This is a genomic window from Nocardioides pini (assembly GCF_026712185.1).
Lineage (GTDB): Bacteria > Actinomycetota > Actinomycetes > Propionibacteriales > Nocardioidaceae > Nocardioides > Nocardioides pini.
On the sequence record NZ_JAPPUX010000004.1, the window covers coordinates 609424 to 630933 of the forward strand.

The window sequence follows — 21510 nt, forward strand, 5'->3', positions numbered from 1 at the left end:
CCGGTCAGGCGCCGCCGCGCAGGTCGGCTGGGATCTCCTTGACGCGGCGCAGGTTGGGCATCGCGAGCTCGCTGCGCAGGTAGGCGTCCTCGGTCGGCGTGCCCCAGCGGGACACCACCGCGAGGCGCTCGCGCTCGGCCACCTCGGGCACGCGGGTCTGCGACTCGTAGTGGTAGAGCTCGCTGTTGGCGACGAAGAGCGTGCGGAGCCCTGCCCGGGCGACCTTGTAGCAGAGGTCCACGTCGTTGAAGTTCGCCGGAAGCGACTCGGTGAACCCCCCGACCTGGAAGTAGGTCTCGGTGCGCATCGCGGCACATGCGGCGGTCACGCCCGTGACCTCCCGGTTGACGAACAGCTCGCCGAACGGCCCGGCCTCGTCGCGGGTGCGGAACCGGAAGGGGTGGTGGTAGCCGGCGTTGAAGTAGGCGTGGCCGGCGTGCTGGACGGTCTGGTCGGCGTAGTAGAGCTTCGCTCCTGTCAGGCCCACGTCGGGCTCGTCGAGCGGAGCGACGAGCTGCTCGAGCCACCCGTGCGAGATCACCTCGATGTCGTCGTTCAGGAACACGACGCGGTCGCCCGAGGCGTGGCTGACGCCGAGGTTCATCTTCGTGCTGAAGTTGAACGGGGCGTCGAACGGCACGAGGACCAGCCGGTCCTCCGCCACCTCGCGCAATGCGTCGAGGACCACCGCAGGGGTCGGGGTGTCGTGCACAACCACGACCTCCACGTCCTCGTGGTCGGTGCCGGCCAACGCCGAACGAACTGCGTCGACGACGAGGAACCGCGAGGCCCCGTGGACCACGGCGGACTGGCCCATCGTGGGGATGACGAGCGAGACCCTGCGCGCCGGGTCGAGCACGCGCTCGACGGTGTAGCGACCCGGCTCGGCGCTGGTGACGGCCCGCGCACGGATGCCGACGCGGTCGAGGTGCTCCTGGACGGCCCGCAGGCCCGCCTCGGTGGCGTACGGCTTGGCCTCGATGTCCACCGCCGTCGAGCCCTCCACCGCGCGCCAGTGGTAGAGCACCTCGGGCACGTGGACCACGCGGCGTGCCTGCTCCGTCACGCGGAGGACGAGGTCGTGGTCCTGCGATCCCTCGAAGCCCTCCCGGAACCCGCCCACGTCACGCACCAGCTCGGTGCGCAGGACGGACAGGTGGGAGGTGTACATCTGCCCGCGAAGCCGCTCGGGCGACCAGTCGGGCTTGTGGAACGCGCCGTAGAACCGGCCGTCCGACCCGACCTTGTCCTCGTCGGTGTAGAGGTAGTCGACGTCCTCGTGCTCGAGGAGCGCCTCGGCCACGCGCGAGAGCGCGGTGGGCGCGAGGAGGTCGTCATGGTCCAGCAGCACGATGAACTCTCCCAGGGCGAGCTCCAGCCCGTCGTTGGACGCGGCCACGATGTGGCCGTTGGTGTCACGCTCGACGAGCCGTATCCGGCCGTCCTGCTGGGCGTACTGCGCGATCACGATCGGCACGGCGGCAGTGGGCGAGAAGTCGTCGACCACGATGAGCTCCCAGGCGCTGAAGTCCTGGGCGAGCACCGACTCGAGGCACTCCTTCAGCACGTCGATCGGCGGGTCGTAGACGGGCGTGACGATGCTGAACAACGGCGCCTCGCGACGAGGGCTCATGCCAATGTCCTCCGGACGCGGCGGGCAGCACGTCGGGGCAACGAAGCCGGGGGGGCGGACGCTGCCTCGAGCTGCGCCACCCGCTTGCGGTTGCGATCGAGCCGCCGTCGGGTTTCCTGCAGCTTTGCGGTGAGCTCCGCGCGCCGCTTGGTGAGTCCCTTGACCCGACGCTGCAGCTTCCTGAGCTCGAGCATCACCAGGCTGAGGTCACGCTCGAGGCGACCGTTCTCGGCCTCGAGCCCGATGACGTGGTCGCGGCTGACCAGCGCCGTGTGGCGGTGTTGGGCCACCTCGGCACGGAGCCGGTCCACCTCGTCGGTGTCCACGGGGCGGTGGTCCAGCTGCGCGCGCATGCTGTTCACCGCTCGATCCGCATCGAGCAGCGCCCGGCGCTTCTCCAGCAGTTCCGTGCGGACGCGGGCGTACTGCTGCTCGTAGCGCTTGACGATCTCGTGGGGGGTGAGCGCTCCACGTTCGAACACGACGGCCCACGGGGCGATCATGCTGACGTCGACATCGGTGCGACGGAAGAAGCCGCGCTCGGCGAACCACGCGGCCCACGCCTCGCCGGGATTGGTGTTGATGTGGGTCGGCTCGTCGTGGTCCTCCGGGCTGGAGGAGAACAACACCCGGTCCGAGACCTCGGTGAGGTGGTCGATGGCGAGCTGGGCGTCCGCCTCTGACATGTGCTCGAGCACCTCGATACAGGTGACGAGGTCGTAGCGGCCCTCGATCGGCTCGGTCGCGGAAGCCACTGACAGCCGGTCGCGGACATCCGGGTGGGCGCTGGCGACGGCGTGCTCGGAGATGTCCAGTCCCCGCGCGTCGACGCCCTGAAGCGCGAAAGCCTGGACCAAGAGCCCCCGGGCGCAACCGACGTCGAGCACCGTGGCGGGAGCGAAAGCACCGATGAGCCGGTCGGCCACGGACATGAAGAAGTCGCGCCAGTGCTGGTTGTCCCACGAGTAGTCGCCGTGTCCGCCCAAGTGCGTCTCGTTGTAATAGTCATGGCCGTAGTCGACCGACGTCGTGCCGTCCTGGCTCACCCTGCGACCTCCCGCTGCTCCGATTGCGCGCGTCAGGCTATCCCACTGGGCTTCCGGGGCTTGCGGGGAGCGCGGGTGTGCTCCGACGGCGCCCACGTCGTCACGACTGCCTTCTCAGACGCGAGTAGGCGAGCCCGATAAGGTGCCGCACGCCCGCGCGCATTGGGGTTCCGTCATCTGAGTCCACGCCCTCTACACCAGGAGACGTTGCAAAGTGGCACCATCGAACGAGTGGGACGACTACGCCACCATCTATCCCCAGATCGACAATGAGCTCGAGGTGCCTGTGCTCCTACGCACGGCACTCTCCCTCGTGCCGGGCCGTCGGTTGGTCGACGTCGGCTGCGGCGAGGGCGGCCTGCTGGACGCCGTGCGAGACGAGCTCGGTGACGCGTGGGACCTCACGGGGTTCGAGATCTCGGCGCAGCGAGGCCACCGAGCTCGCGAGCGTGGTCACAATGTGTTCGTGTCCGAAGACGGTGTCGTACCGCTGCCCGATTGCTCCATGGACGTCGTGACGTCGACACACGTAGTGGAGCACGTGCCGGATGACGCCGGCTACGTGCGTGAGATGGCGCGCCTGACCCGCCCCGGCGGGGTCGTCTACATCGAGACTCCGTTGAAGCTGAAGGGAGCCTGGTACTTCCGACACAACCACGAGGGCGGATGGGTGCTCGACCCCACTCACCTGCGCGAGTACCGATCGTCCGATGAGGTGCATCGGCTACTCGACCGGGCGGGCCTCAAGCTGCTCGCCGAGGACGTCACGCGCATCTCCTACCCGCTCGTAGCGGCAGAGGACGTGCTGCTGCGCCTGCTGAAGCGCCCACAGCGCACCGGGCGTCCGAACGGACTCCGTGCAGCGAGGATCAACATCCCGAGATACCGGCAGCTCGCCGTGCTGGCGCAGAAGCCCGCCTGAAGCTTCTCTCACCTGTGACCGGTCGGGACGATGCCGCTCCGGCCCTGCGACGCGCCGTGCTCGGAGACCGCCCGGAACCGGAACGTCGCGAACTCGTGGTGGAAGTCGCGCCGCTCGCGCTCAGCCATCGCCGAGGCGTGCCGCGAGGGGTCCGGCACGGCGGAGCGCCCGTGCACCATGTCCTCCATCTCCTGCACGGTGCGCCAGACCGAGAAGGTGGAGACGGTGTGTGGGGGGCGCAGGGCGGCGGCCGCGAGCGTCACGCCAGGGTGGTCGCGCACGAGCCGCTCGACCGGCTTGCCGCTGCGCAGGAACCGGGGCACCTCCCCCAGGCGCATCCGGGCCAGCGTGACCGCCACGACCGGCTCGTCCTGCCGCCACGTGCCCGCGCGAGCGGGCAGTCCGGGGAGCGCCGCGATGGAGGACCATCGGCGCAGGAGCTGGAGCCGGACGTGCCAGCCGCCGGCCAGCCGCTGCCCCAGCGGGTCGTGGGCAAGGAAGCCGTCCAGCGCTGCCTCGTCGCGCCACTGCGCGAAGACGGCGAGTCGGCCGACCTGGAGCCGGTCGGGTGACACCGTGGGTGCCCCGAGCCGCATGAGCGAGAGGCACTCGGCGTGGTCGAGGCCCGGAGTCATGGCGGCCGGGGGGCGGAGGAGTGCCCGCGCGCCGACCCGGCGCGGCACCTCGGCGAGGTGGAAGGAGTGCAGCGTCACCGGGCCCGCTCGAGCTTGTAGTGCAGTCGGACGGCCGACGCCCTCCAGAGCCGCAGCTCGTGGTCGGTGCGCAGCACGCCGTCCGCGTCGACGTGCACGTGGAAGGTCTCGTGCAGGGGGACGCGCGCGGCGTGGGCGCGACGGTCGCTCACGACGACGTACGCCCCGTCCTGGCCGAACCCGCCGCGGGGCGACTCCAGGAGGAGGCCGCCGCCGTCGGTCACGGTCGGCCGGAGGAACACCTGCACGTTGCCCGACTCGAGCGGGAACGCGACGTGGACGCTCGGCCGGTCGGCGCCGGGGAGCGTGCGTGCCGAGTAGGCGCCGCTGAAACACCGGCCGGCCGCTGCCGCGCAGGGTGCGGGTCCACGCGGCCGCCACCTGGTCGCCGTGCCGGTCGCGGATCGGGGTGACCCGGCTGTCCATGCCGCGGGCGACGTCGAGCGGACGCATCGGCAGGGCGAGCTGCTCGACGCGCCTCCCCCAGAGCCGCGAGACCAGCTCCCCCGCGGGCCAGAACACGGGCGACCAGCCGGGCCACACCTCCACCTGCCACTGCGCCGTGCGCTCGTAGAAGTCACGGACGTCCGGGTGCAGGCGCCGGGAGTCGAAGCCCGGGCCGTCGAGCACGGCCATCGACGACAGGAGCCCCGCCCCGGGCTCGTCGCCGCCGAGCCCGCCTCCGTGGCGGGCGGCCTCGGCTGCGAGCCACTCGTCGCCCACGGGGGGCGACCGGCTCACGGGCGAGTGCAGCCACCGCTCGCGGCCCGCGAGGTCGACCCGACGACCCGTGACCTGCCAGAACTTCCGGGAACCGAGGTCCAGCACGTGGGGCACGAGCCGGATCGTGCCAGTGTCAGACGACGCTGAGCGGCAACAGCTTCTGGCCTGTCGGGCCGACCTGGATCTCGGTGCCCATCTCCGGGCAGACGCCGCAGTCGTAGCACGGCGTCCATCGGCAGTCCTCGATCTCGATGTCGGCGCCGTCGGCGGCCGCGAGCGCGTCCTCCCAGTCACCCCACAGCCAGTCCTTGTCGAGGCCGGAGTCGAGGTGCTCCCACGGGAGGACCTCGTCGTAGTCGCGCTCGCGGGTGGTGTACCAGTCGACGTCGACGCCGGTGCCGGCGAGCGCCTTCTCGGCCGACGCCATCCAGCGGTCGTAGGAGAAGTGCTCGCTCCAGCCGTCGAAGCGGCCGCCGTCGCGCCAGACCTCCTCGATGACCCGCCCGACGCGGCGGTCGCCGCGGGACAGCAGGCCCTCGACGATGCCGGGCTTGCCGTCGTGGTAGCGGAAGCCGATCGCGCGGGCGTACTTCTTGTCCTCGCGGACCACCTCGCGCAGCAGCCGGAGCCGCTCGTCGGTGGCCTCGTGGTCGAGCTGGGGGGCCCACTGGAACGGGGTGTGCGGCTTGGGCACGAAGCCGCCGATGGAGACGGTGCAGCGGATGTCGTTGCGGCCGGAGACCTCGCGGCCGGTCTTGATGACCCGCTTGGCGAGGTCGGCGATGGCCAGCACGTCCTCGTCGGTCTCCTGCGGGAGGCCGCACATGAAGTAGAGCTTCACCTGCCGCCAGCCGTGGGAGTACGCCGCCGCGACGGTGCGGATGAGGTCGTCCTCGCTCACCATCTTGTTGATCACCTTGCGCATCCGCTCCGAGCCGCCCTCCGGGGCGAAGGTGAGCCCCGAGCGACGGCCGTTGCGGGAGAACTCGTTGGCCAGGGTGATGTTGAAGGCGTCGACGCGCGTGCTGGGCAGCGACAGCGACACGTTGGAGCCCTCGTAGCGGTCGGCCAGGCCCTTGGCGAGGTCACCGATCTCGGTGTGGTCGGCGCTCGAGAGCGACAGCAGGCCGACCTCCTCGAAGCCGGACTTGCGGATGCCGTTCTCGACCATGGCGCCGATGGTCTCGATGGACCGCTCGCGCACGGGTCGGGTGATCATGCCGGCCTGGCAGAAGCGACAGCCGCGCGTGCACCCGCGGAAGATCTCGACCGAGAAGCGCTCGTGCACGGTCTCGGCCAGCGGGACCAGCGGGTTGGCCGGGTAGGGCCACTGGTCGAGGTCCATCAGCGTGTGCTTGCGCACCCGGAACGGGATGCCCGGGCGGTTGGGCACGACGGCCTCGATCGAGCCGTCGGCGGCGTAGGCGACGTCGTAGAACCGCGGGACGTAGATGTTGCCGGTGACCGCGAGGCGGCGCAGCAGCTCGTCGCGACCGCCCGGTCGGCCCTCGGCCTTCCACTCGCGCACCACCTCGGAGATCGCCAGCACGACCTCCTCGCCGTCACCGAGGACCGCGGCGTCGACGAAGTCGGCGATCGGCTCGGGGTTGAACGCGGCATGGCCGCCGGCGATCACGACGGGGTCGTCCTCGCCGCGGTCGACCGCGTGGAGCGGGATCCCGGCGAGGTCGAGGGCGTTGAGCATGTTGGTGTAGCCGAGCTCGGTGGAGAAGCTCAGGCCGAAGAGGTCGAACGCACCGACCGGGCGGTGGCTGTCGACGGTGAACTGCGGGATGGGGCCGTGCTCGTCGCCGTCGCGCATCACCTGCTCCATGTCGGGCCACACCGAGTAGGTGCGCTCGGCGAGGATCCAGTCGCGCTCGTTGAGCACCTCGTAGAGGATCTGGACGCCCTGGTTGGGCAGGCCCACCTCGTAGGCGTCGGGGTACATCAGCGCCCAGCGGACCGTCGGCCCACCGGTGTCGGACGCCTCGGCGCAGTCCCAGTCCTTGACGACCGAGTTGAGCTCGCCGCCGACGTACTGGATGGGCTTCTGCACCGACGGAAGCCTTGCCTCCAGGCGCGGGAACACCGACGCGACGGACATGACAGCAACCACCTCGAACGGGGATCGGGAGCAGGGAAGGGCGGGCGCAGCGACAGCGCCGACCCTCAAGGTTACGCGCCGGTCGGTGGTGCGTCCTACTCAGCGAGGAGCCGGACGAGGCCGGCCGACCTCAGCGCCGGACCGGGCCCGCCGACCGGAGGTGGATGTTCTGGAGCAGGCCGAGCGCCAGCATGCCGGCGAACAGCGAGCTGCCGCCGTAGGACACGAACGGCAGCGGCACGCCGGTGACCGGCATGATCCCGAGGCACATGCCGATGTTCTGGAAGGCCTGAAAGCCCCACCAGCAGGCGATGCCGGCGGCCGCCACGCGGCCGAACAGGTCGCCGGCCTGGGCGGAGATCGCCAGCGCGCGCCAGATCAGGAGGGCGACCAGGAGGATGAGCACGCCCGCTCCCACGAGGCCGAGCTCCTCGCCTGCGACGGTGAAGATGAAGTCGGTGTGCTGCTCGGGCACGAAGCCGGAACGGGTCTGCGAGCCGTCGAAGAGGCCCTGGCCGAAGAGACCGCCGTTGCCGACGGCGATGCGCGCCTGCTCGGTGTTGTAGCCCGCGCCCCGCGGGTCGAGCCCGGGGTTCGTGAACGCGAGGAAGCGGTCGACCTGGTAGGGCTTGAGCACCCCCATCGACACGGCCGCGACCGCGCCGCCGACCGCCCCGAACGTCAGGCCCGCCAGCCACAGGCGGCCGGCGCCCGCCACGGCGAGGACACCGAAGACCGTCGCGGAGAGCACGAGCATCGTGCCCAGGTCGGGCTGGAGGAGGATGAGCGCGGCCGGGATCCCGGCGATCGCGAGCATGGCGACGACCTCGACGCTGCGGACCCCGCGGCCCCACCGTCGCTCGGTGCGCTCGGCCACGACGAGGGCCATGCCGATCACCACGGCGAGCTTGGCGAACTCGGCGGGCTGGATGGACATGCCACCGAGCTGGATCCACGAGCGGGACCCGTTGATCGTGCTGCCGGCCACGAGCACCATGACGAGGCCGCCGACGCTGGCGAGGTAGGCCAGCGGGGCGAGGATGCGGACCCACCGGTGGTCGGTGGCGAGGACCGCGACCATCAGCACCAGGCCGATGGCGACGTTGACGAGCTGCTTGCGGAGGTAGGCGTTGGGGTCACCGCCGGTGAGATCGGCACGGGTGGAGGTGGCCGACCAGACCAGCAGGGTGCCGAGGGTGACGAGCGCGAGGGCGGCCAGCATCAGCAGCCAGTCGAGACCCGGGGCGCGCAGGCTCGTGCCCGCGCGCAGGGGCCGGGACGAGGGCCGGCTGGACGGTCGACTGGACGGTCGGGTGGACAGGACGGTCATCGCTCACTCCCCTGCCTTGTCGGGGACGGGCGGCATGATCGACCCGTCCTCGAGGAACTGCGGCAACCGGGCGGGCGGCACGGTGCCCGGGATCGCTGCTCGCGCGGGTCGCACGGTCTCGCCGTCGATGCCGTAGAGCGCCTCCCAGATCGCCCGGATGCCCTCACCGGTCGACCCCGAGCCGGTGCCGCCTTGGCTGATCATCATCACCACGACGTAGTCCTTGGAGTACGACGCGACCCAGCCGGTCGACTGCTTGCCGTAGACCTCGGCGGAACCCGTCTTGGCACGGATGGTGACGTCGTCGATCGGGAACCCGACCAGCTTCCAGGCCATGGTGCCGACGCGGGAGACGTTCTGGAGGGCGTCGTCGATGTAGTCGAGGTACTTCTTCGGCACGTCGACCTGCCCGACCTTCCGCGGGGCGATGCGGCGCAGCACCGTGCCCTCGGGGCTGACGATCGCCTTGGCGACGGTCGGCGCCCAGAGCGTGCCGCCGTTGCTCAGCGCGGCGTAGCCGCGGGCGAGCTGGAGCGGCGTGACGATGGTGTCGCCCTGGCCGATGGAGAAGTTCACGGCGTCACCGGCGCGGTAGAGATTGCCCTCGAGGCAGAACTCCCGGGCGAACTTGTAGACGAAGTCGCTCGTGTCCGGGGTCTGCGGCTTGCGGCTGAGCTCGCAGTAGTAGTCCTTCTGCGACTCGTAGTAGGCCTGCTTCCAGTGACGATCGGCGATCCGGCCGGGCGCCTCGCCGGGCAGGTCGATCCCGGTGCGGGAGCCGAAGCCGAACTCCTTGGCCTCCTCGACCAGCGGGTCCTTGGCGTCGATGTCGGCCGGGTCGCTCCCGAAGCGCTGCCAGAAGTCGTAGCCGACGCGGTAGAAGAACGTGTTGCAGGAGACCTCGAGCGCCTTGGCGAAGCCGATGTTGCCGTAGGCGCCGGACTCGTAGTTCTTGAAGACGCGGTTGCCGACCTGGAACCCCGACGAGCACGGCAGCGTGGTGTCCATCGAGTAGCCGTTGGTCAGGGCGCCGGCGGTCATGAAGGGCTTCCACGTCGACCCGGGAGCGAACTGGCCCTGGGTGGCGCGCGAGAGGAGCGGCGTGCCGGCCTTCTCGGAGTAGAGCCGCGTCAGCTGCTGCTCGCTGATGCCGCCGGTCCACACGTCGGGGTCGTACGTCGGCTGGCTGGCCATCGCGATCACCCGGCCGGTCTTCGCGTCGAGGACGACGGCGGCGCCGGAGTCGGCGGCGAACCTGCGGCCGGTCACCGGGTCGACCTGCGTGCGCTGGAAGGCGATCCGCTGGGCGAGCTGGCGCTCGACGACCGACTGGACCTTCGCGTCGATCGAGGTGACGAGGGTGTCGCCGGGCGTGCTCTCGACGAGGGAGTCGTCGCCCAGCACCCGGCCCATCGAGTCGACCGCCACGCGCCGGTAGCCGGGCAGGCCGCGCAGCCACTCGTCGTACTGCTTCTCCACGCCGGCGCGGCCGACGACCGACGCACCGTTGAGGGAGCGGTCGTCGCGCTCGGCCGCGAGGTCGTACTCGTCCTCGGTGACGGGGCTGAGGTAGCCCAGCACGTGGGCGAGGTTGATGCCGAAGGGCCGCGGGTAGGAGCGGACGTTCTGCTGCTCGGCGAGCACGCCCGGGTAGTCCTCGGGCTGCTCGAGCACCTGGAGGGCGACGCTCTTGGGCACGTCGGTGGCGACCGGCACGGGCTGGTAGGGCGAGCCGTTCCAGCAGACGTCGCGCACGCTGCCGGGGTCACCGCAGGTCACGAGGCGAGCCTCCACGTCCTTCGGCTTCGCGTCGACGACGACCGCGACGCGGCGGACCAGCTCGGTGCGCTGCCCCTCCTCGAGCTTGCCGAGGAGGGTGCGGTCCATCGAGATGACCCACGACGTGCGGTTGGCCACGAGCGGGCGGCCCTGGCTGTCGACGATCAGGCCCCGCTGGGGCTGGACCACGATGTCGCGCACGGACTGGTCGGCGGCCTGCGCCTGGTAGGACTCGCCGCCGATGACCTGGAGGTAGTAGAGCCGGACGAACAGCGTCGCGAACAGCGAGAAGACCAGCGCCTGCACGACCACCAGGCGCAGACGGCTCTTGTCGCTCCGGGCGGTGGCACCCCTCACGACGCGGCCCACTGCGGGCTGAGCCGCGCGAACAGCTTCATCAGCGGAGGAAGCACGAACGGCGTCAGGAGCACGTCCCACACCACGGCGACCAGGACGACCTCGAGGAGGCCCGCCACGGACATGTCGGGGTCCTGGAGCAGCACGCCCGAGAGGGCGAAGACGGAGGTGGCCACGAACGACGCGGCCGCGACGGTGCCGACCACCGCGAGGGCGGTGGGCTTCTGGTCCTGGCGCACCCGAGCGGCGAGGAACGCCGCGATCGTCATGGCCAGCGCCCAGCGGCCGGCGACGTGGTCGGCCGGCGGCGCGAGGTCGAGCGTGAGGCCGGCGGCGAAGCCGAGCACGAGGGCGAACGGCGCCTCCACGGTCAGCGCGGCCGCGACCACCACCAGCAGGCAGAGGTTGGGCACGATGCCGTGCCACGCGACGTGCGGGAAGAGCGTCACCTGCACGACGAGCGCGACGACGACGGCGGTGACGGCCAGCAGCAGCCTCAGCCCCTTCACCGGAGGCTCCCGTCCGCCTCGATGACGGCGCGGTCGCTGCGTGAGCCGCTGGGGACCATCACCCCCACGACGTCGAGGGCCGAGAAGTCGACGAAGGGCTTCACGACCGCGCGCTGCGAGGCCTCCCGCAGCGAGCTGTAGACCTCGGTGATCGTGCCGATCGGCACGCCCGGGGCGTACGGCCCCGTCGAGCTGCCCCAGGTCACGACCGTGTCGTCGCGGGCCGGGACCGAGGCGTCGTCGACCAGGCGGAGGTCCAGACCCGACTTCTGGTCGAGGGACCCGCTGCCGGTGACGAACCCGATCTCCATGCTCGACCCCACGCGGCCGCCGACGGTCGAGTCGGGGTCGATGACCAGCAGCACGGTCGCGGTGCTGCGGGTGACGCGGAGGACGCGGCCGACCAGGCCGTCGTTGTTGACGACCGTCATGTCGGGGCCGACCCCCGACTCGGAGCCGGCGTCGATGGTGACGGTGAAGCTCTGAGACTGCCGCGAGCCCATCGCGACCACGCGGGCGGGCACGAGGGCCGAACCGAGGTCCTCCGCGGCCGTGGTGAGGCCGTCGTACTGCTCGAGGCGGTTGCGGTCGAAGCCGGCCAGCTCGACCTGGCCCTTCAGCTCGGCGTTGCTGGCCTCGAGGTCGCGGACCTGGTCGGCCAGGTCACCCTTGCTGCGGAACCAGGCGGGCACGGCGGTGAACGGGCGGACGGCTGCGGCGACCCCGGCCTCGGCCGGACCGAAGGCCTCGCCGACCGCGCGCCGCGCCGGCTCGAGCGGCGAGCTGCCACCGCCCGAGACGTCGAGCGTGATGAGCGTGACGCTGGCGAGGACGAGCGCCACCAGCAGCGACCGCGGCGGGCGGTTGCGCGACTCGAGCTTGTCGAGACCGGTCCAGCGTCGTTCCCGGCCGTCGTGCCCCCCGAAGGCCCCCATCAGAAGCGCCTCGGGTCGGAGACGAGGACCTGCTGGAGCGCCTCGAACTCCTCGACGCACTTGCCGGCGCCGTAGGCCACCGACGACAGCGGGTCCTCGGCGACGTGGACGGGCATGCCCGTCTCGTGGCGCAGCCGCTCGTCGAGGCCGCGCAGCATCGCGCCGCCGCCGGTGAGGACGATGCCGCGGTCCATGATGTCGCCGGCGAGCTCGGGCGGCGTCTGGTCGAGCGTGGTGCGGACGGCGTCGATGATGTTGTGCAGCGGCTCCTCGAGCGCCTGGCGCAGCTCGGAGCTGGAGACGACGACGGTGCGGGGCAGGCCGGAGACCATGTCGCGGCCGCGGATCTCCGCGTCGGGCTCGCTGGGCAGGGGGAAGGCCGAGCCGAGGGTCATCTTCATCTCCTCGGCGGTGCGCTCCCCCAGCATCAGGGAGTACTCCTTCTTCATCCACGCGATGATCGCCTGGTCGAGGTCGTCGCCCGCGGTGCGCACCGACAGGCTGGTGACGATGCCGCCGAGGCTGATGACCGCCACCTCGGTGGTGCCACCGCCGACGTCGACGACCATGTTGCCGGTGGCCTCGTGGACCGGCAGCCCGGCACCGATCGCGGCCGCCATCGGCTCCTCGACGATGTAGACCCGGCGGGCCCCGGCCTGGTAGCCGGCCTCCTTGACCGCGCGCTGCTCGACGGCGGTGATGCCGCTCGGGACGCAGATGACCATCCGGGGCTTGGCGAAGTAGCGCCGGCGGTGCACCTGGTGGATGAAGTAGCGCAGCATCTGCTCGGTCGCCTCGAAGTCGGCGATCACGCCGTCCTTGAGCGGCCGGATGGCGGCGATGCTGTCGGGCGTGCGCCCGATCATGCGCTTGGCCTCGTGGCCGACCGCGAGCACCTCGCCGGTCGTGGTGTTCATCGCGACGACCGACGGCTCGTCGAGGACGACGCCCCGGCCGCGGACATAGACCAGCGTGTTGGCGGTGCCGAGGTCGACGGCCATGTCTCGGCCGATGAAGCTGTTTGCCATGCCGCTGCTGCCCTCGCAGGTCGGGTCGTTCGGGGAAGGAGGGTCAGCGAGGCTGCCGACCCACGCTCAGGTTAAGGAGCCGGAGCAGGTCTTCCCGGGAGGACACGCGCGGGGTGTGTGGGGCATGTGGGGCACACTCATCCGGCTGGCGGCCTTCCGAAGGTGGCGGCGGACGACATCTCCCGGCGCGCTCCCGGTGTCGTACGCCGCCAGGGTGGCGGCACATCGCACGGGATTGGCGGGCTGGCACGCAATCTGCCGCCACCCCCGACGCGGGCTGAGGCAAGAGATGCCTCGCTCGCGGACTGACCGCGAGCAAGCTCGCGTCAGTCCGCGAGGTCGGGGAACCAGATGCCGATCTCGCGCGCGGCGGACTCCTCGGAGTCGGAGCCGTGGACGAGGTTCTGCTGGACGGCGAGGCCCCAGTCGCGGCCGAGGTCGCCGCGGATCGTGCCCGGCGCGGCGACGGTCGGGTCGGTGGCGCCGGCGAGGGAGCGGAAGCCCTCGATGCAGCGCTCGCCCTCGACCACGACCGCGAGCACGGGGCCCGACAGCATGAACTCGACGAGGGGACCGTAGAACGGCTTGCCCTCGTGCTCGGCGTAGTGCTCGGCGAGGATCTCGGGGGTCGCGGTGCGCAGCTCGACGGCCGCGAGCGTGTAGCCCTTGCCCTCGATCCGGCGGAGGACCTCACCCGAGAGGCCGCGGCGCACGCCGTCGGGCTTGACGAGGACGAGGGAGCGCTGGACGTCGGTCATGGGCGCAGCCTAGCGAGGACGCTCAGTCCTGCTCCGCGCGGTACGCCGCCCACGCGGCGGCCCGCTCGCGCTCGATCTTGCGACCCAGCAGGTCCGCCGCCGTCCACAGCCCGGCGAAGACGAGGCCGAGGGCGAACATCACGGGCACCACGAAGCCGAGGGCGACCGCGGCGACCTGCACCACGTAGCCGGCGACGTAGGCCCACTCGGCCCGCAGCATCCCGGCCAGCAGCAGGCACACGACGGCGAGGCCGAGGCCGACGGCGACCGCGGTGCCGGCCGGGACGTCGGCGATCGTGATCATCACCGGGGTGGTCAGGCCGAGCGTGATCGCCTCGAGGCTCAGGACAGCGGCGGCCATCCCGCGCCGGGGCGAGCGCTCGGTGTTGGTCGGCACCGGGTCGTCGGCGGGGCCGGTGGGCTGCTCGCTCATCGTCGGCCCATCAGCAGGGAGCGGGCCTCGCCCACGGTGACGACGGAGCCGGTGACCAGCACCGCTCCAGCGCCGATCGAGACGTCGATGGCCTCCCCCGCCTCGGCCAGCGTCGCGGCCCGGTCGATGGCGTCGGCCAGGTCGGGCACGACGCTGACGCGGTCCTCGCCGAAGACCTCGGCGGCGGTGCGACCGAGGGCCGCGGCGGACATCGAGCGCGGCGTGGAGTTCTGGGTGCACACGACGTGGGTGAGGTGCGGCTCGAAGGCCGCGAGCAGGCCCTCGTGGTCCTTGTCCTCCATCACGCCCATCACCCCGACCAGCGGGCTGAAGGAGAACGAGTCCTCCAGCGCGGCAGCCACGGCCTCGGCCCCGTGCGGGTTGTGCGCGGCGTCGAGCAGGATCGTCGGGCTGCGCCGGACGATCTCGAGGCGCCCGGGCGAGGTGACCTCGGCGAACGCGGCGCGGACCACGTCGTCGTCGAGGACGCCCGACCCGGCGAACGCCTCGACCGCGGCGAGCGCCACGGCGGCGTTCTGCGCCTGGTGGGCGCCGTAGAGCGGCAGGAACACGTCGTCGTACCTCGCCCGCAGGCCCTGCAGCGAGACGACCTGCCCGCCGACGGCGGGGGTGCGCGCGACGACCCCGAACTCCATGCCCTCGCGGGCGATGGTGGCGCCGGACTCGGCCGCGCGCTCGAGCAGCACCGCCGCCACCTCGGGCGTCTGCTCCGCCAGCACGGCGACGGAGCCGGGCTTGATGATCCCGGCCTTCTCCCCTGCGATGGTCACCGCGTCCTCGCCGAGGTACTTGGCGTGGTCGATCGCGATCGGGAGCACGACGGCGACGTCCGCGTCGATGACGTTGGTGGCGTCCCAGGTGCCGCCCATCCCGACCTCGACCACGGCCACGTCGACCGGGGCGTCCGCGAAGGCAGCGTAGGCCATCGCGACGATCGTCTCGAAGAAGCTGAGGGGGTGCTCCTGCTCGGCGTCGACGAGGTGGGTGTAGGGGGCGACGTCGTTGAAGGCGCGGACGAACGCCTCGTCGTCCAGCGGCTCGCCGTCGATGCTGATCCGCTCGCTCATCCGCTCCAGGTGCGGCGAGGTGAAGCGGCCCGTGCGGAGGTCGAGCGCGCGCAGCAGCGTCTCGATCATCCGGCTGGTGCTGGTCTTGCCGTTGGTGCCGGTGAGGTGGATCGATCGGAAGGAGTGCTGGGGCTCGCCGAGCAGCTCGGTGAAGGCCTGGATCCGGTCGAGGCTGGGCTCGAGCCGGGTCTCCGGCCAGCGGGAGAGCAGGGCGTCCTCGACCTCGTCGAAGGTCTCGGCGAGGCGGGGGGCGTCGGGGGCGTCAGTCATGTTGCCTCGAGTCTATTGACCCGGGTCAGCAGGACACGACCCGACGCCACGGCTCGACGACCTCCAGCGCCCTGCCGTCCAGCGGGCGGGCGCGGAACTGGTCGAGCGCGTCCTCCCAGCGCGGGTCGGCGGCGCCGGTGACGTACATCGACGAGCCCTGGTCGGCGTAGACCAGGCCGTAGCGCTTCATCGCCACGACGATGGTCCGGGCCACGCCGGTGTAGCGGCGCGCGGGGAACGACTCCCTCAGCCGGAACCGGAGGCCGTACGCCGGCAGGTCCCGCGCGGTGTTCCCGCTCGGGCCGCAGTGGCGGGCGGGCCAGGTGTAGGCGTGCCGGGCCGACGGCAGCGTGAAGCGCAGTGCGTGCGTGATCCGCCCCGAGGCCGCCTCCTCGTAGGACAGCAGCCCGGGCAGGATCGGCAGGCCCGCGGCGTCGGCCGAGGTCCAGCCCGCGGGGCGGAGCCGGTTGGACGACAGGTCCCAGCGGGCGGCGGACGCGGCGCGCCACGCGACGACCCGGCCCGAGGCGTCGCGCACCCGCTCGGCGGCGTACAGCTCCACGAGGTCGCAGGTGCCGCGGCGGAGGGTGACCACGTGGCGGTCGCCCTCGCCCGGGTCGGGGTCGCGGGTGCTGCCGCCCTCGATCGCCGCGTCGGCCGGCACGAAGACCGGACCGCGGTCGCTCTCGTCGCGGTAGTCCTCGCCGTCGGTGCCGAACCGGAGCGGCAGCAGCGGCTGGTCGGCGTCGACGACGTTGACCGGGATGCCGTAGTACTCCTCCGTCGTGCCGAGGTCGAGGTGCAGGTCGTGGCCGGCTGCCTGCCTGGCCACGATCGCCGAGGACCACCTCCAGACCGGCCGGCCGTCGATGCGGCGGTTCCACGGGTTGTCGCCCGGGAACAGCTCGCAGCCGCCGACTCTGTGCACGGGCGCCCGGCGGCCCTCGACCCGGTCCTCCTCCGGCGCAGCCCGCGCAGGCAGGGCCGCAGCCGTGACGACGAGGGACAGGACGAGGACCACGCTGGACCGGAGGAGCCGCCGCATCCGACGAGGCTAGGGGGTCGTGGGGAGCGTGACGAGGTGCTCGGCCATGTCCACGACGGGCTCGTAGCCGAGGCCGGCGTAGATCTTGTTGGACGTCGGGTTGGCGCGGTCGGTGAACAGGCACATCCGGTGCCCGGCCTCGAGGCCGCGCCGGGTGAGCTCCCCGACGACGTACGACGCGATGCCGCGGCCACGCAACTCCTTGGGCGTGTAGACCGGACCGATGCGGCCGACGCCGTAGGCCGGCAGCCCCGAGCCGGTCAGGTGGGCGACGGTGCCGTCGGGGAGCTCCCACAGCCACTCGACGCCCTCGCGGACCCGGACCAGCACGCTGTCGAGGGTGTTGTGCTCGCCGGCGGTCGGGTCGGGCTCGCGGCCCGCCTGCTCGTCGGCCTCGGCGTGGAAGGCCTCGAACCACGCGAGCACGAGCTCGGCGTCGTCCTCCGTGGCCTGCCGGAGCCGGCCCTCGGGTGCGGGCGGCACCTCGACGGCCCGGCACTCCCACAGCCGGGTGGCCTTGTCGACGACGAGCTCGCCCCCGGAGAGCGCAGCGGTCGTCCTGGCCAGCACCTCGGCCCCCGGCAGCGCGCCGTTGGCGCCACCGAGGTGCTCGCCCCGCTCGTGCAGCGCAGTCGCCAGGGCACGGGCCGCCCCGTCCGGCATCGGCATCCCGAAGGTGGGGTGCGGCTTGAACGGTGCCGTCCGCATCACCGCGCTGACGACCTCGCCGTCGCCGTCCCGGACGGCCAGCCACCACCGCTCGAACCCGGCGTCCACGTCTGCCCAGGAGTCGATGCCGTCGGCCAGCTCGCGGGCGGTCCGCATGCTCACGCTGGCGATCACGCTGCCCAGGACCGGGTCGGCGGCGAGCAGGTCACCGGCCGCGTCGAGGAAGGGCTGCGGGGCGTCGAAGAACTCGAGGGTGAAGGCGTCGTCCATGGCCGCACGCTAGGGCCCGCGACCGCCGCGTCGATACTCGTTTTCGCAGGCCGGAGGCCCGTCAATAGAATCGGTGCATGACTGAGAACCCCAGCACCCAGGCCCCGGACAGCGGTCCGACGACAGCGAGCACCGACCAGCGTGCCGTCGTCGTACCGGAGCGTCCGGCGCTCGAGGGTCTGGAGGACAAGTGGTCCCGGGCGTGGGCCGAGAACGACACCTACGCCTTCGACCGCACCCAGCCGCGGGAGAACGTCTACTCGATCGACACGCCCCCGCCCACGGTCAGCGGCTCGCTGCACGTCGGCCACGTCTACTCCTACAGCCACACCGACCTGATCGCGCGCTACCAGCGCATGCAGGGCAAGGCCGTGTTCTACCCGATCGGCTGGGACGACAACGGCCTGCCGACCGAGCGCCGCGTCCAGAACTACTTCGGCGTGCGCTGCGACCCGTCGCTGCCCTACGACGCCGACTTCACGCCGCCCGAGAAGCCGGACCCCAAGCGGCAGGTCGCGATCAGCCGGCCCAACTTCATCGAGCTGTGCGAGCAGCTGGTGGTCGAGGACGAGAAGGCCTTCGAGGCGCTGTGGCGCCAGCTCGGCCTGTCGGTCCAGTGGAACCCGACCTACACCACCATCGGCGACCACTCGCGCACGGTCAGCCAGCGGGCGTTCCTGCGCAACTACGCGCGTGGCGAGGCCTACCTGTCCGAGGCGCCGACGCTGTGGGACGTCACCTTCCAGACCGCCGTCGCGCAGGCCGAGCTCGAGGCGCGCGACTACCCGGGCGCCTACCACCGCGTCGCCTTCCACAAGCCGGACGGCAGCCCGATCCACATCGAGACCACGCGCCCGGAGCTCATCCCGAGCGTCGTTGCGCTGATCGCCCACCCCGACGACGAGCGCTACCAGGACGTCTTCGGCACGACCGTCACGTCGCCGGTCTTCGGCGTCGAGATCCCGGTCCTCCCCCACCCGGCCGCCGAGCCCGACAAGGGCGCCGGCATCGCGATGTGCTGCACCTTCGGTGACCTCACCGACGTGATGTGGTGGCGCGAGCTGAGCCTGCCGATCCGCACGGTCGTCGGCCGCGACGGCCGCCTGGTCCGCGAGACCCCCGAGTGGCTGGCCGCCGAGCCCGCCGCGACGGCGTACGCCGAGATGGCCGGCAAGACCACGTTCAGCGCCCGCGAGGCGATGGTCGCGCTGCTGCGCGAGTCGGGCGACCTCGACGGGGAGCCGACGGCGACCCAGCGCATGGCGAACTTCTACGAGAAGGGCGACAAGCCGCTCGAGATCGTCGCCACCCGCCAGTGGTACATCAAGAACGGCGGCAAGGACGCGGCGCTCCGCAAGGAGATGCTGGCCCGGGGTGAGGAGATCACCTGGATCCCCGCCCACATGAAGCACCGCTACGACAACTGGGTCGGCGGCCTCAACGGCGACTGGCTGATCTCGCGCCAGCGGTTCTTCGGCATCCCGTTCCCGGTCTGGTACCCCCTCGACGCCGACGGCGAGCCCGAGCACGACCACCCGCTGATGCCCAGCGAGGCCCAGCTCCCGGTCGACCCGTCGACCCAAGCGCCCGAGGGCTACACCGAGGACCAGCGGGGCAAGCCCGGGGGCTTCATCGGCGACCCCGACGTGATGGACACGTGGGCCACCTCCTCGCTGACCCCGCAGATCGCGGGCATGTGGGAGGTCGACGACGACCTGTTCTCCCGGGTCTTCCCCTACGACCTCGCCACGCAGGCGCACGACATCATCCGCACCTGGCTGTTCTCCCGCGTCGTCCGCGCCGACTACGAGCACCAGGTCGTGCCGTGGTCGCACGCGATGATCTCCGGCTTCATCGTCGACCCGGACCGCAAGAAGATGTCGAAGTCCAAGGGCAACGTCGTGGTCCCGACCGACATCCTCGACAAGTACGGCGCCGACGCCGTCCGCTGGCGCGCCGCCATCGGCCGTCCGGGCCTCGACTCGCCGTTCGACGAGTCGCAGATGAAGGTCGGCCGCCGGCTGGCGATGAAGGTCCTCAACGCCTCGAAGTTCGTCCTCGGCAACGTCGGTGCCACCGAGCTCAGCCCGGCCGCCGTCAGCGCCCCGGTCGACTGCGCCCTGCTGGGCCGGCTCGAGATCGTCGTCCGCCGGGCGACCGAGGCCTTCGACGCCTACGACTACACCACCGCGCTCGAGGTCACCGAGAAGTTCTTCTGGGAGTTCTGCGACGACTACCTCGAGCTGGTCAAGGAGCGCGCGTACGACACCGAGGGCGGCGCCGGCACGGAGTCCGCGCGGGCGACGCTGGCCATCGCGCTGCACGTCCAGCTGCGGCTGCTCGCGCCGTTCCTGCCGTACGCCACCGAGGAGGTCTGGTCGTGGTGGCAGGACGGCTCCATCCACCACGCGTCGTGGCCCACCGCCGCCGACCTCGGCTCCGCCGCCGCCTCCCAGCCGCTGGTCCTCGACGCGGTCGCGGCGGCGCTGACCGGCATCCGTGGCGCCAAGTCGCAGGCCAAGGCCAAGATGCGCGCCCCGCTCGCCCGCGTCGAGATCACCGGCCCGGCGTCCCTCGTCGAGGCCGCGCAGCAGGCGCAGGACGACCTGCGCGCCGTCGGCACCATCGTCGGCGACCTGGACTTCGTCACCGACGAGTCCGCCACCGAGCTGAAGGTCACCTCCGCCGAGCTGGCGCCCACCGAGGACTGAGACGGCCGGATCCCCCTCACGCGCCGCCGGCGGTGTGTGAGGGGGATCCGTGCGTCCGGCCCGGGTCGCCTCGCGTGGGGCGGTCGCGCCACCACGACGGCGCGTCGGACGACAAGAAGTCCTATGAGACGTGCGCGCGCAGCGTGCCTACGACCGCGCGGACGGACATGTGGTCGTCCGACGCGCCGGGGGCTCAGCCCTTGCCGTTGCCGTTGCTGTTGCCGTTGCCGTGCCCGTTGCCGTTGTTGCCCGGGACCGTGGCTGCCTGCTGGGCGGCCTGGGCGGCCGCCTGCTCGGCGGCCCGCTGGGCCTTCTCGGCCTCCCGCTCGGCCGCCTTCTGGGCCTTCGCGGCCTCCCGCTCGGCCGCCTGCTGGGCCTTCGCGGCCTCGCGCTCAGCCTGACGCTGGGCCTTCGCGGCCTCGCGCTCGGCCGCCTGCTGGGCCTTCGCGGCCTCCCGCTCAGCAGCCCGCTGCGCCTTCGCGGCCTCCCGCTCAGCAGCCCGCTGCGCCTTCGCCGCTTCCCGCTCAGCAGCCCGCTGCGCCTTCGCCGCTTCCCGCTCAGCAGCCCGCTGCGCCTTCTCAGCCTCCCGCTGAGCAGCCCGCTGCGCCTTGGCGGCGTCGCGCGCGGCCTTGGCGGCGTCGCGATCGGCGGTCGTGGCGTCGTCGGAGTCGTCTGCCTGGTCGTCTGCCTGGTCGTCCGCCTGGTCGTCCGCCTGGTCGGCGCCCTGGGACGTGGCAGTGCCGGTCGCCGTGTCGCCCGTGGTCGACGAGCCGGGTCCCTTGCCGGGGGTGGGTGCGCCCGACGTCCGGGCGGCCGTGCCGGTGGCCTTCGCGGCGGCGACGACGGCGGCGAGCGGCTGGGCGCTCAGCTCGGCGGGGATCTGGGCGGGAGCGACCTGTCGGGTGGCCTGGGCCGCCGGGGGCGCGTCGTGGGTGCGCTCGACCGGCGCGGCGATGGGCTTGCCGGGGTGGACGAGGTCGCTGAACCCGAACCCACGGTCGACGGAGACCGCCATCAGGACGGCACAGAGCACTGCCACGAGAGCGAAGCCGACGAGCGGCCGCTTCTGGTCAACCCCCACGGGGTCCCCTTCCCACATGCTGACGAGACGCCAGTCTCTCCGGACCATGACGCACGTCCAGCGTCGATGGCCCGGAATAGCCCGAAATGACTAGACCGGAGTA

General features: G+C 71.9%; 18 protein-coding genes. 2 read left to right on the plus strand and 16 right to left on the minus strand.

Annotation, left to right across the window (positions count from 1 at the left end; all coding sequences use genetic code 11):
- Window positions 1-4 precede the first annotated feature (4 nt).
- Window positions 5-1633 (minus strand): glycosyltransferase family 2 protein, encoded by a 1629-nt coding sequence (locus tag NYO98_RS16225; protein ID WP_268112771.1) that lies wholly within the window; start codon window positions 1631-1633, stop codon window positions 5-7.
- Entirely contained in the window at window positions 1630-2775 is a 1146-nt protein-coding gene (locus tag NYO98_RS16230) for a class I SAM-dependent methyltransferase (RefSeq protein WP_268112772.1), read from the minus strand. Before NYO98_RS16230 ends, NYO98_RS16225 begins: the two co-directional genes overlap by 4 nt.
- Before the next feature lie 118 nt (window positions 2776-2893).
- Between NYO98_RS16230 and NYO98_RS16235 the strand changes: the two genes are divergently transcribed.
- Window positions 2894-3601, plus strand: coding sequence for a class I SAM-dependent methyltransferase (locus NYO98_RS16235; RefSeq protein ID WP_268112773.1), 708 nt, complete (start codon window positions 2894-2896; stop codon window positions 3599-3601).
- A gap of 8 nt (window positions 3602-3609) precedes the next feature.
- Here the strand turns inward: NYO98_RS16235 and NYO98_RS16240 are convergent, their stop codons facing one another.
- The 13 genes from NYO98_RS16240 to NYO98_RS16300 all read right to left on the minus strand — a co-directional run bounded on the left by NYO98_RS16240 (window position 3610) and on the right by NYO98_RS16300 (window position 17615).
- On the minus strand, window positions 3610-4314 hold the full coding sequence (locus tag NYO98_RS16240; RefSeq protein ID WP_268112774.1) for a hypothetical protein: 705 nt from the start codon (window positions 4312-4314) through the stop codon (window positions 3610-3612).
- Window positions 4311-4562 carry a hypothetical protein gene (locus NYO98_RS16245; protein WP_268112775.1) on the minus strand — a complete coding sequence of 84 codons (252 nt, stop codon included), beginning with the start codon at window positions 4560-4562 and terminating at the stop codon, window positions 4311-4313. The genes NYO98_RS16240 and NYO98_RS16245 overlap by 4 nt, the downstream gene beginning before the upstream one ends.
- Window positions 4563-5170: 608 nt before the next feature.
- The gene (locus NYO98_RS16250) at window positions 5171-7144 is read right to left on the minus strand and encodes a TIGR03960 family B12-binding radical SAM protein (RefSeq protein ID WP_268112776.1); all 1974 of its coding nucleotides are present in this window, start codon (window positions 7142-7144) and stop codon (window positions 5171-5173) included.
- Between the two features lie 130 nt (window positions 7145-7274).
- A complete protein-coding gene (rodA, locus tag NYO98_RS16255) occupies window positions 7275-8474 on the minus strand; it encodes a rod shape-determining protein RodA (protein WP_268112777.1) in 1200 nt (399 codons plus the stop codon).
- A 3-nt stretch (window positions 8475-8477) separates the two neighbouring features.
- Complete coding sequence (gene mrdA / locus NYO98_RS16260) at window positions 8478-10610, minus strand: penicillin-binding protein 2 (protein ID WP_268112778.1); 2133 nt, start codon at window positions 10608-10610, stop codon at window positions 8478-8480.
- The gene (mreD, locus tag NYO98_RS16265) at window positions 10607-11119 is read right to left on the minus strand and encodes a rod shape-determining protein MreD (RefSeq protein ID WP_268112779.1); all 513 of its coding nucleotides are present in this window, start codon (window positions 11117-11119) and stop codon (window positions 10607-10609) included. The genes mrdA and mreD overlap by 4 nt, the downstream gene beginning before the upstream one ends.
- On the minus strand, window positions 11116-12054 hold the full coding sequence (gene mreC, locus NYO98_RS16270; RefSeq protein ID WP_268112780.1) for a rod shape-determining protein MreC: 939 nt from the start codon (window positions 12052-12054) through the stop codon (window positions 11116-11118). The genes mreD and mreC overlap by 4 nt, the downstream gene beginning before the upstream one ends.
- Window positions 12054-13082 (minus strand): rod shape-determining protein, encoded by a 1029-nt coding sequence (locus NYO98_RS16275; protein ID WP_268112781.1) that lies wholly within the window; start codon window positions 13080-13082, stop codon window positions 12054-12056. The genes mreC and NYO98_RS16275 overlap by 1 nt, the downstream gene beginning before the upstream one ends.
- A 326-nt stretch (window positions 13083-13408) precedes the next feature.
- A complete protein-coding gene (gene ndk, locus NYO98_RS16280) occupies window positions 13409-13840 on the minus strand; it encodes a nucleoside-diphosphate kinase (protein WP_268112782.1) in 432 nt (143 codons plus the stop codon).
- 22 nt (window positions 13841-13862) lie between these two features.
- Window positions 13863-14273, minus strand: coding sequence for a DUF4233 domain-containing protein (locus tag NYO98_RS16285; RefSeq protein WP_268112783.1), 411 nt, complete (start codon window positions 14271-14273; stop codon window positions 13863-13865).
- A complete protein-coding gene (gene folC, locus NYO98_RS16290; RefSeq protein ID WP_268112784.1) occupies window positions 14270-15631 on the minus strand; it encodes a bifunctional tetrahydrofolate synthase/dihydrofolate synthase in 1362 nt (453 codons plus the stop codon). Before folC ends, NYO98_RS16285 begins: the two co-directional genes overlap by 4 nt.
- Window positions 15632-15656: 25 nt before the next feature.
- Window positions 15657-16676, minus strand: a complete 1020-nt coding sequence (locus NYO98_RS16295) for a hypothetical protein (RefSeq protein ID WP_268112785.1) — start codon at window positions 16674-16676, stop codon at window positions 15657-15659.
- A gap of 9 nt (window positions 16677-16685) precedes the next feature.
- On the minus strand, window positions 16686-17615 hold the full coding sequence (locus NYO98_RS16300; protein ID WP_268112786.1) for a GNAT family N-acetyltransferase: 930 nt from the start codon (window positions 17613-17615) through the stop codon (window positions 16686-16688).
- Between the two features lie 77 nt (window positions 17616-17692).
- Between NYO98_RS16300 and valS the strand changes: the two genes are divergently transcribed.
- Entirely contained in the window at window positions 17693-20326 is a 2634-nt protein-coding gene (valS, locus tag NYO98_RS16305; RefSeq protein ID WP_268112787.1) for a valine--tRNA ligase, read from the plus strand.
- A gap of 193 nt (window positions 20327-20519) precedes the next feature.
- On the opposite strand, the gene NYO98_RS16310 is transcribed toward valS, so the two are convergent.
- The gene (locus NYO98_RS16310) at window positions 20520-21407 is read right to left on the minus strand and encodes a hypothetical protein (RefSeq protein WP_268112788.1); all 888 of its coding nucleotides are present in this window, start codon (window positions 21405-21407) and stop codon (window positions 20520-20522) included.
- Window positions 21408-21510 lie beyond the last annotated feature (103 nt).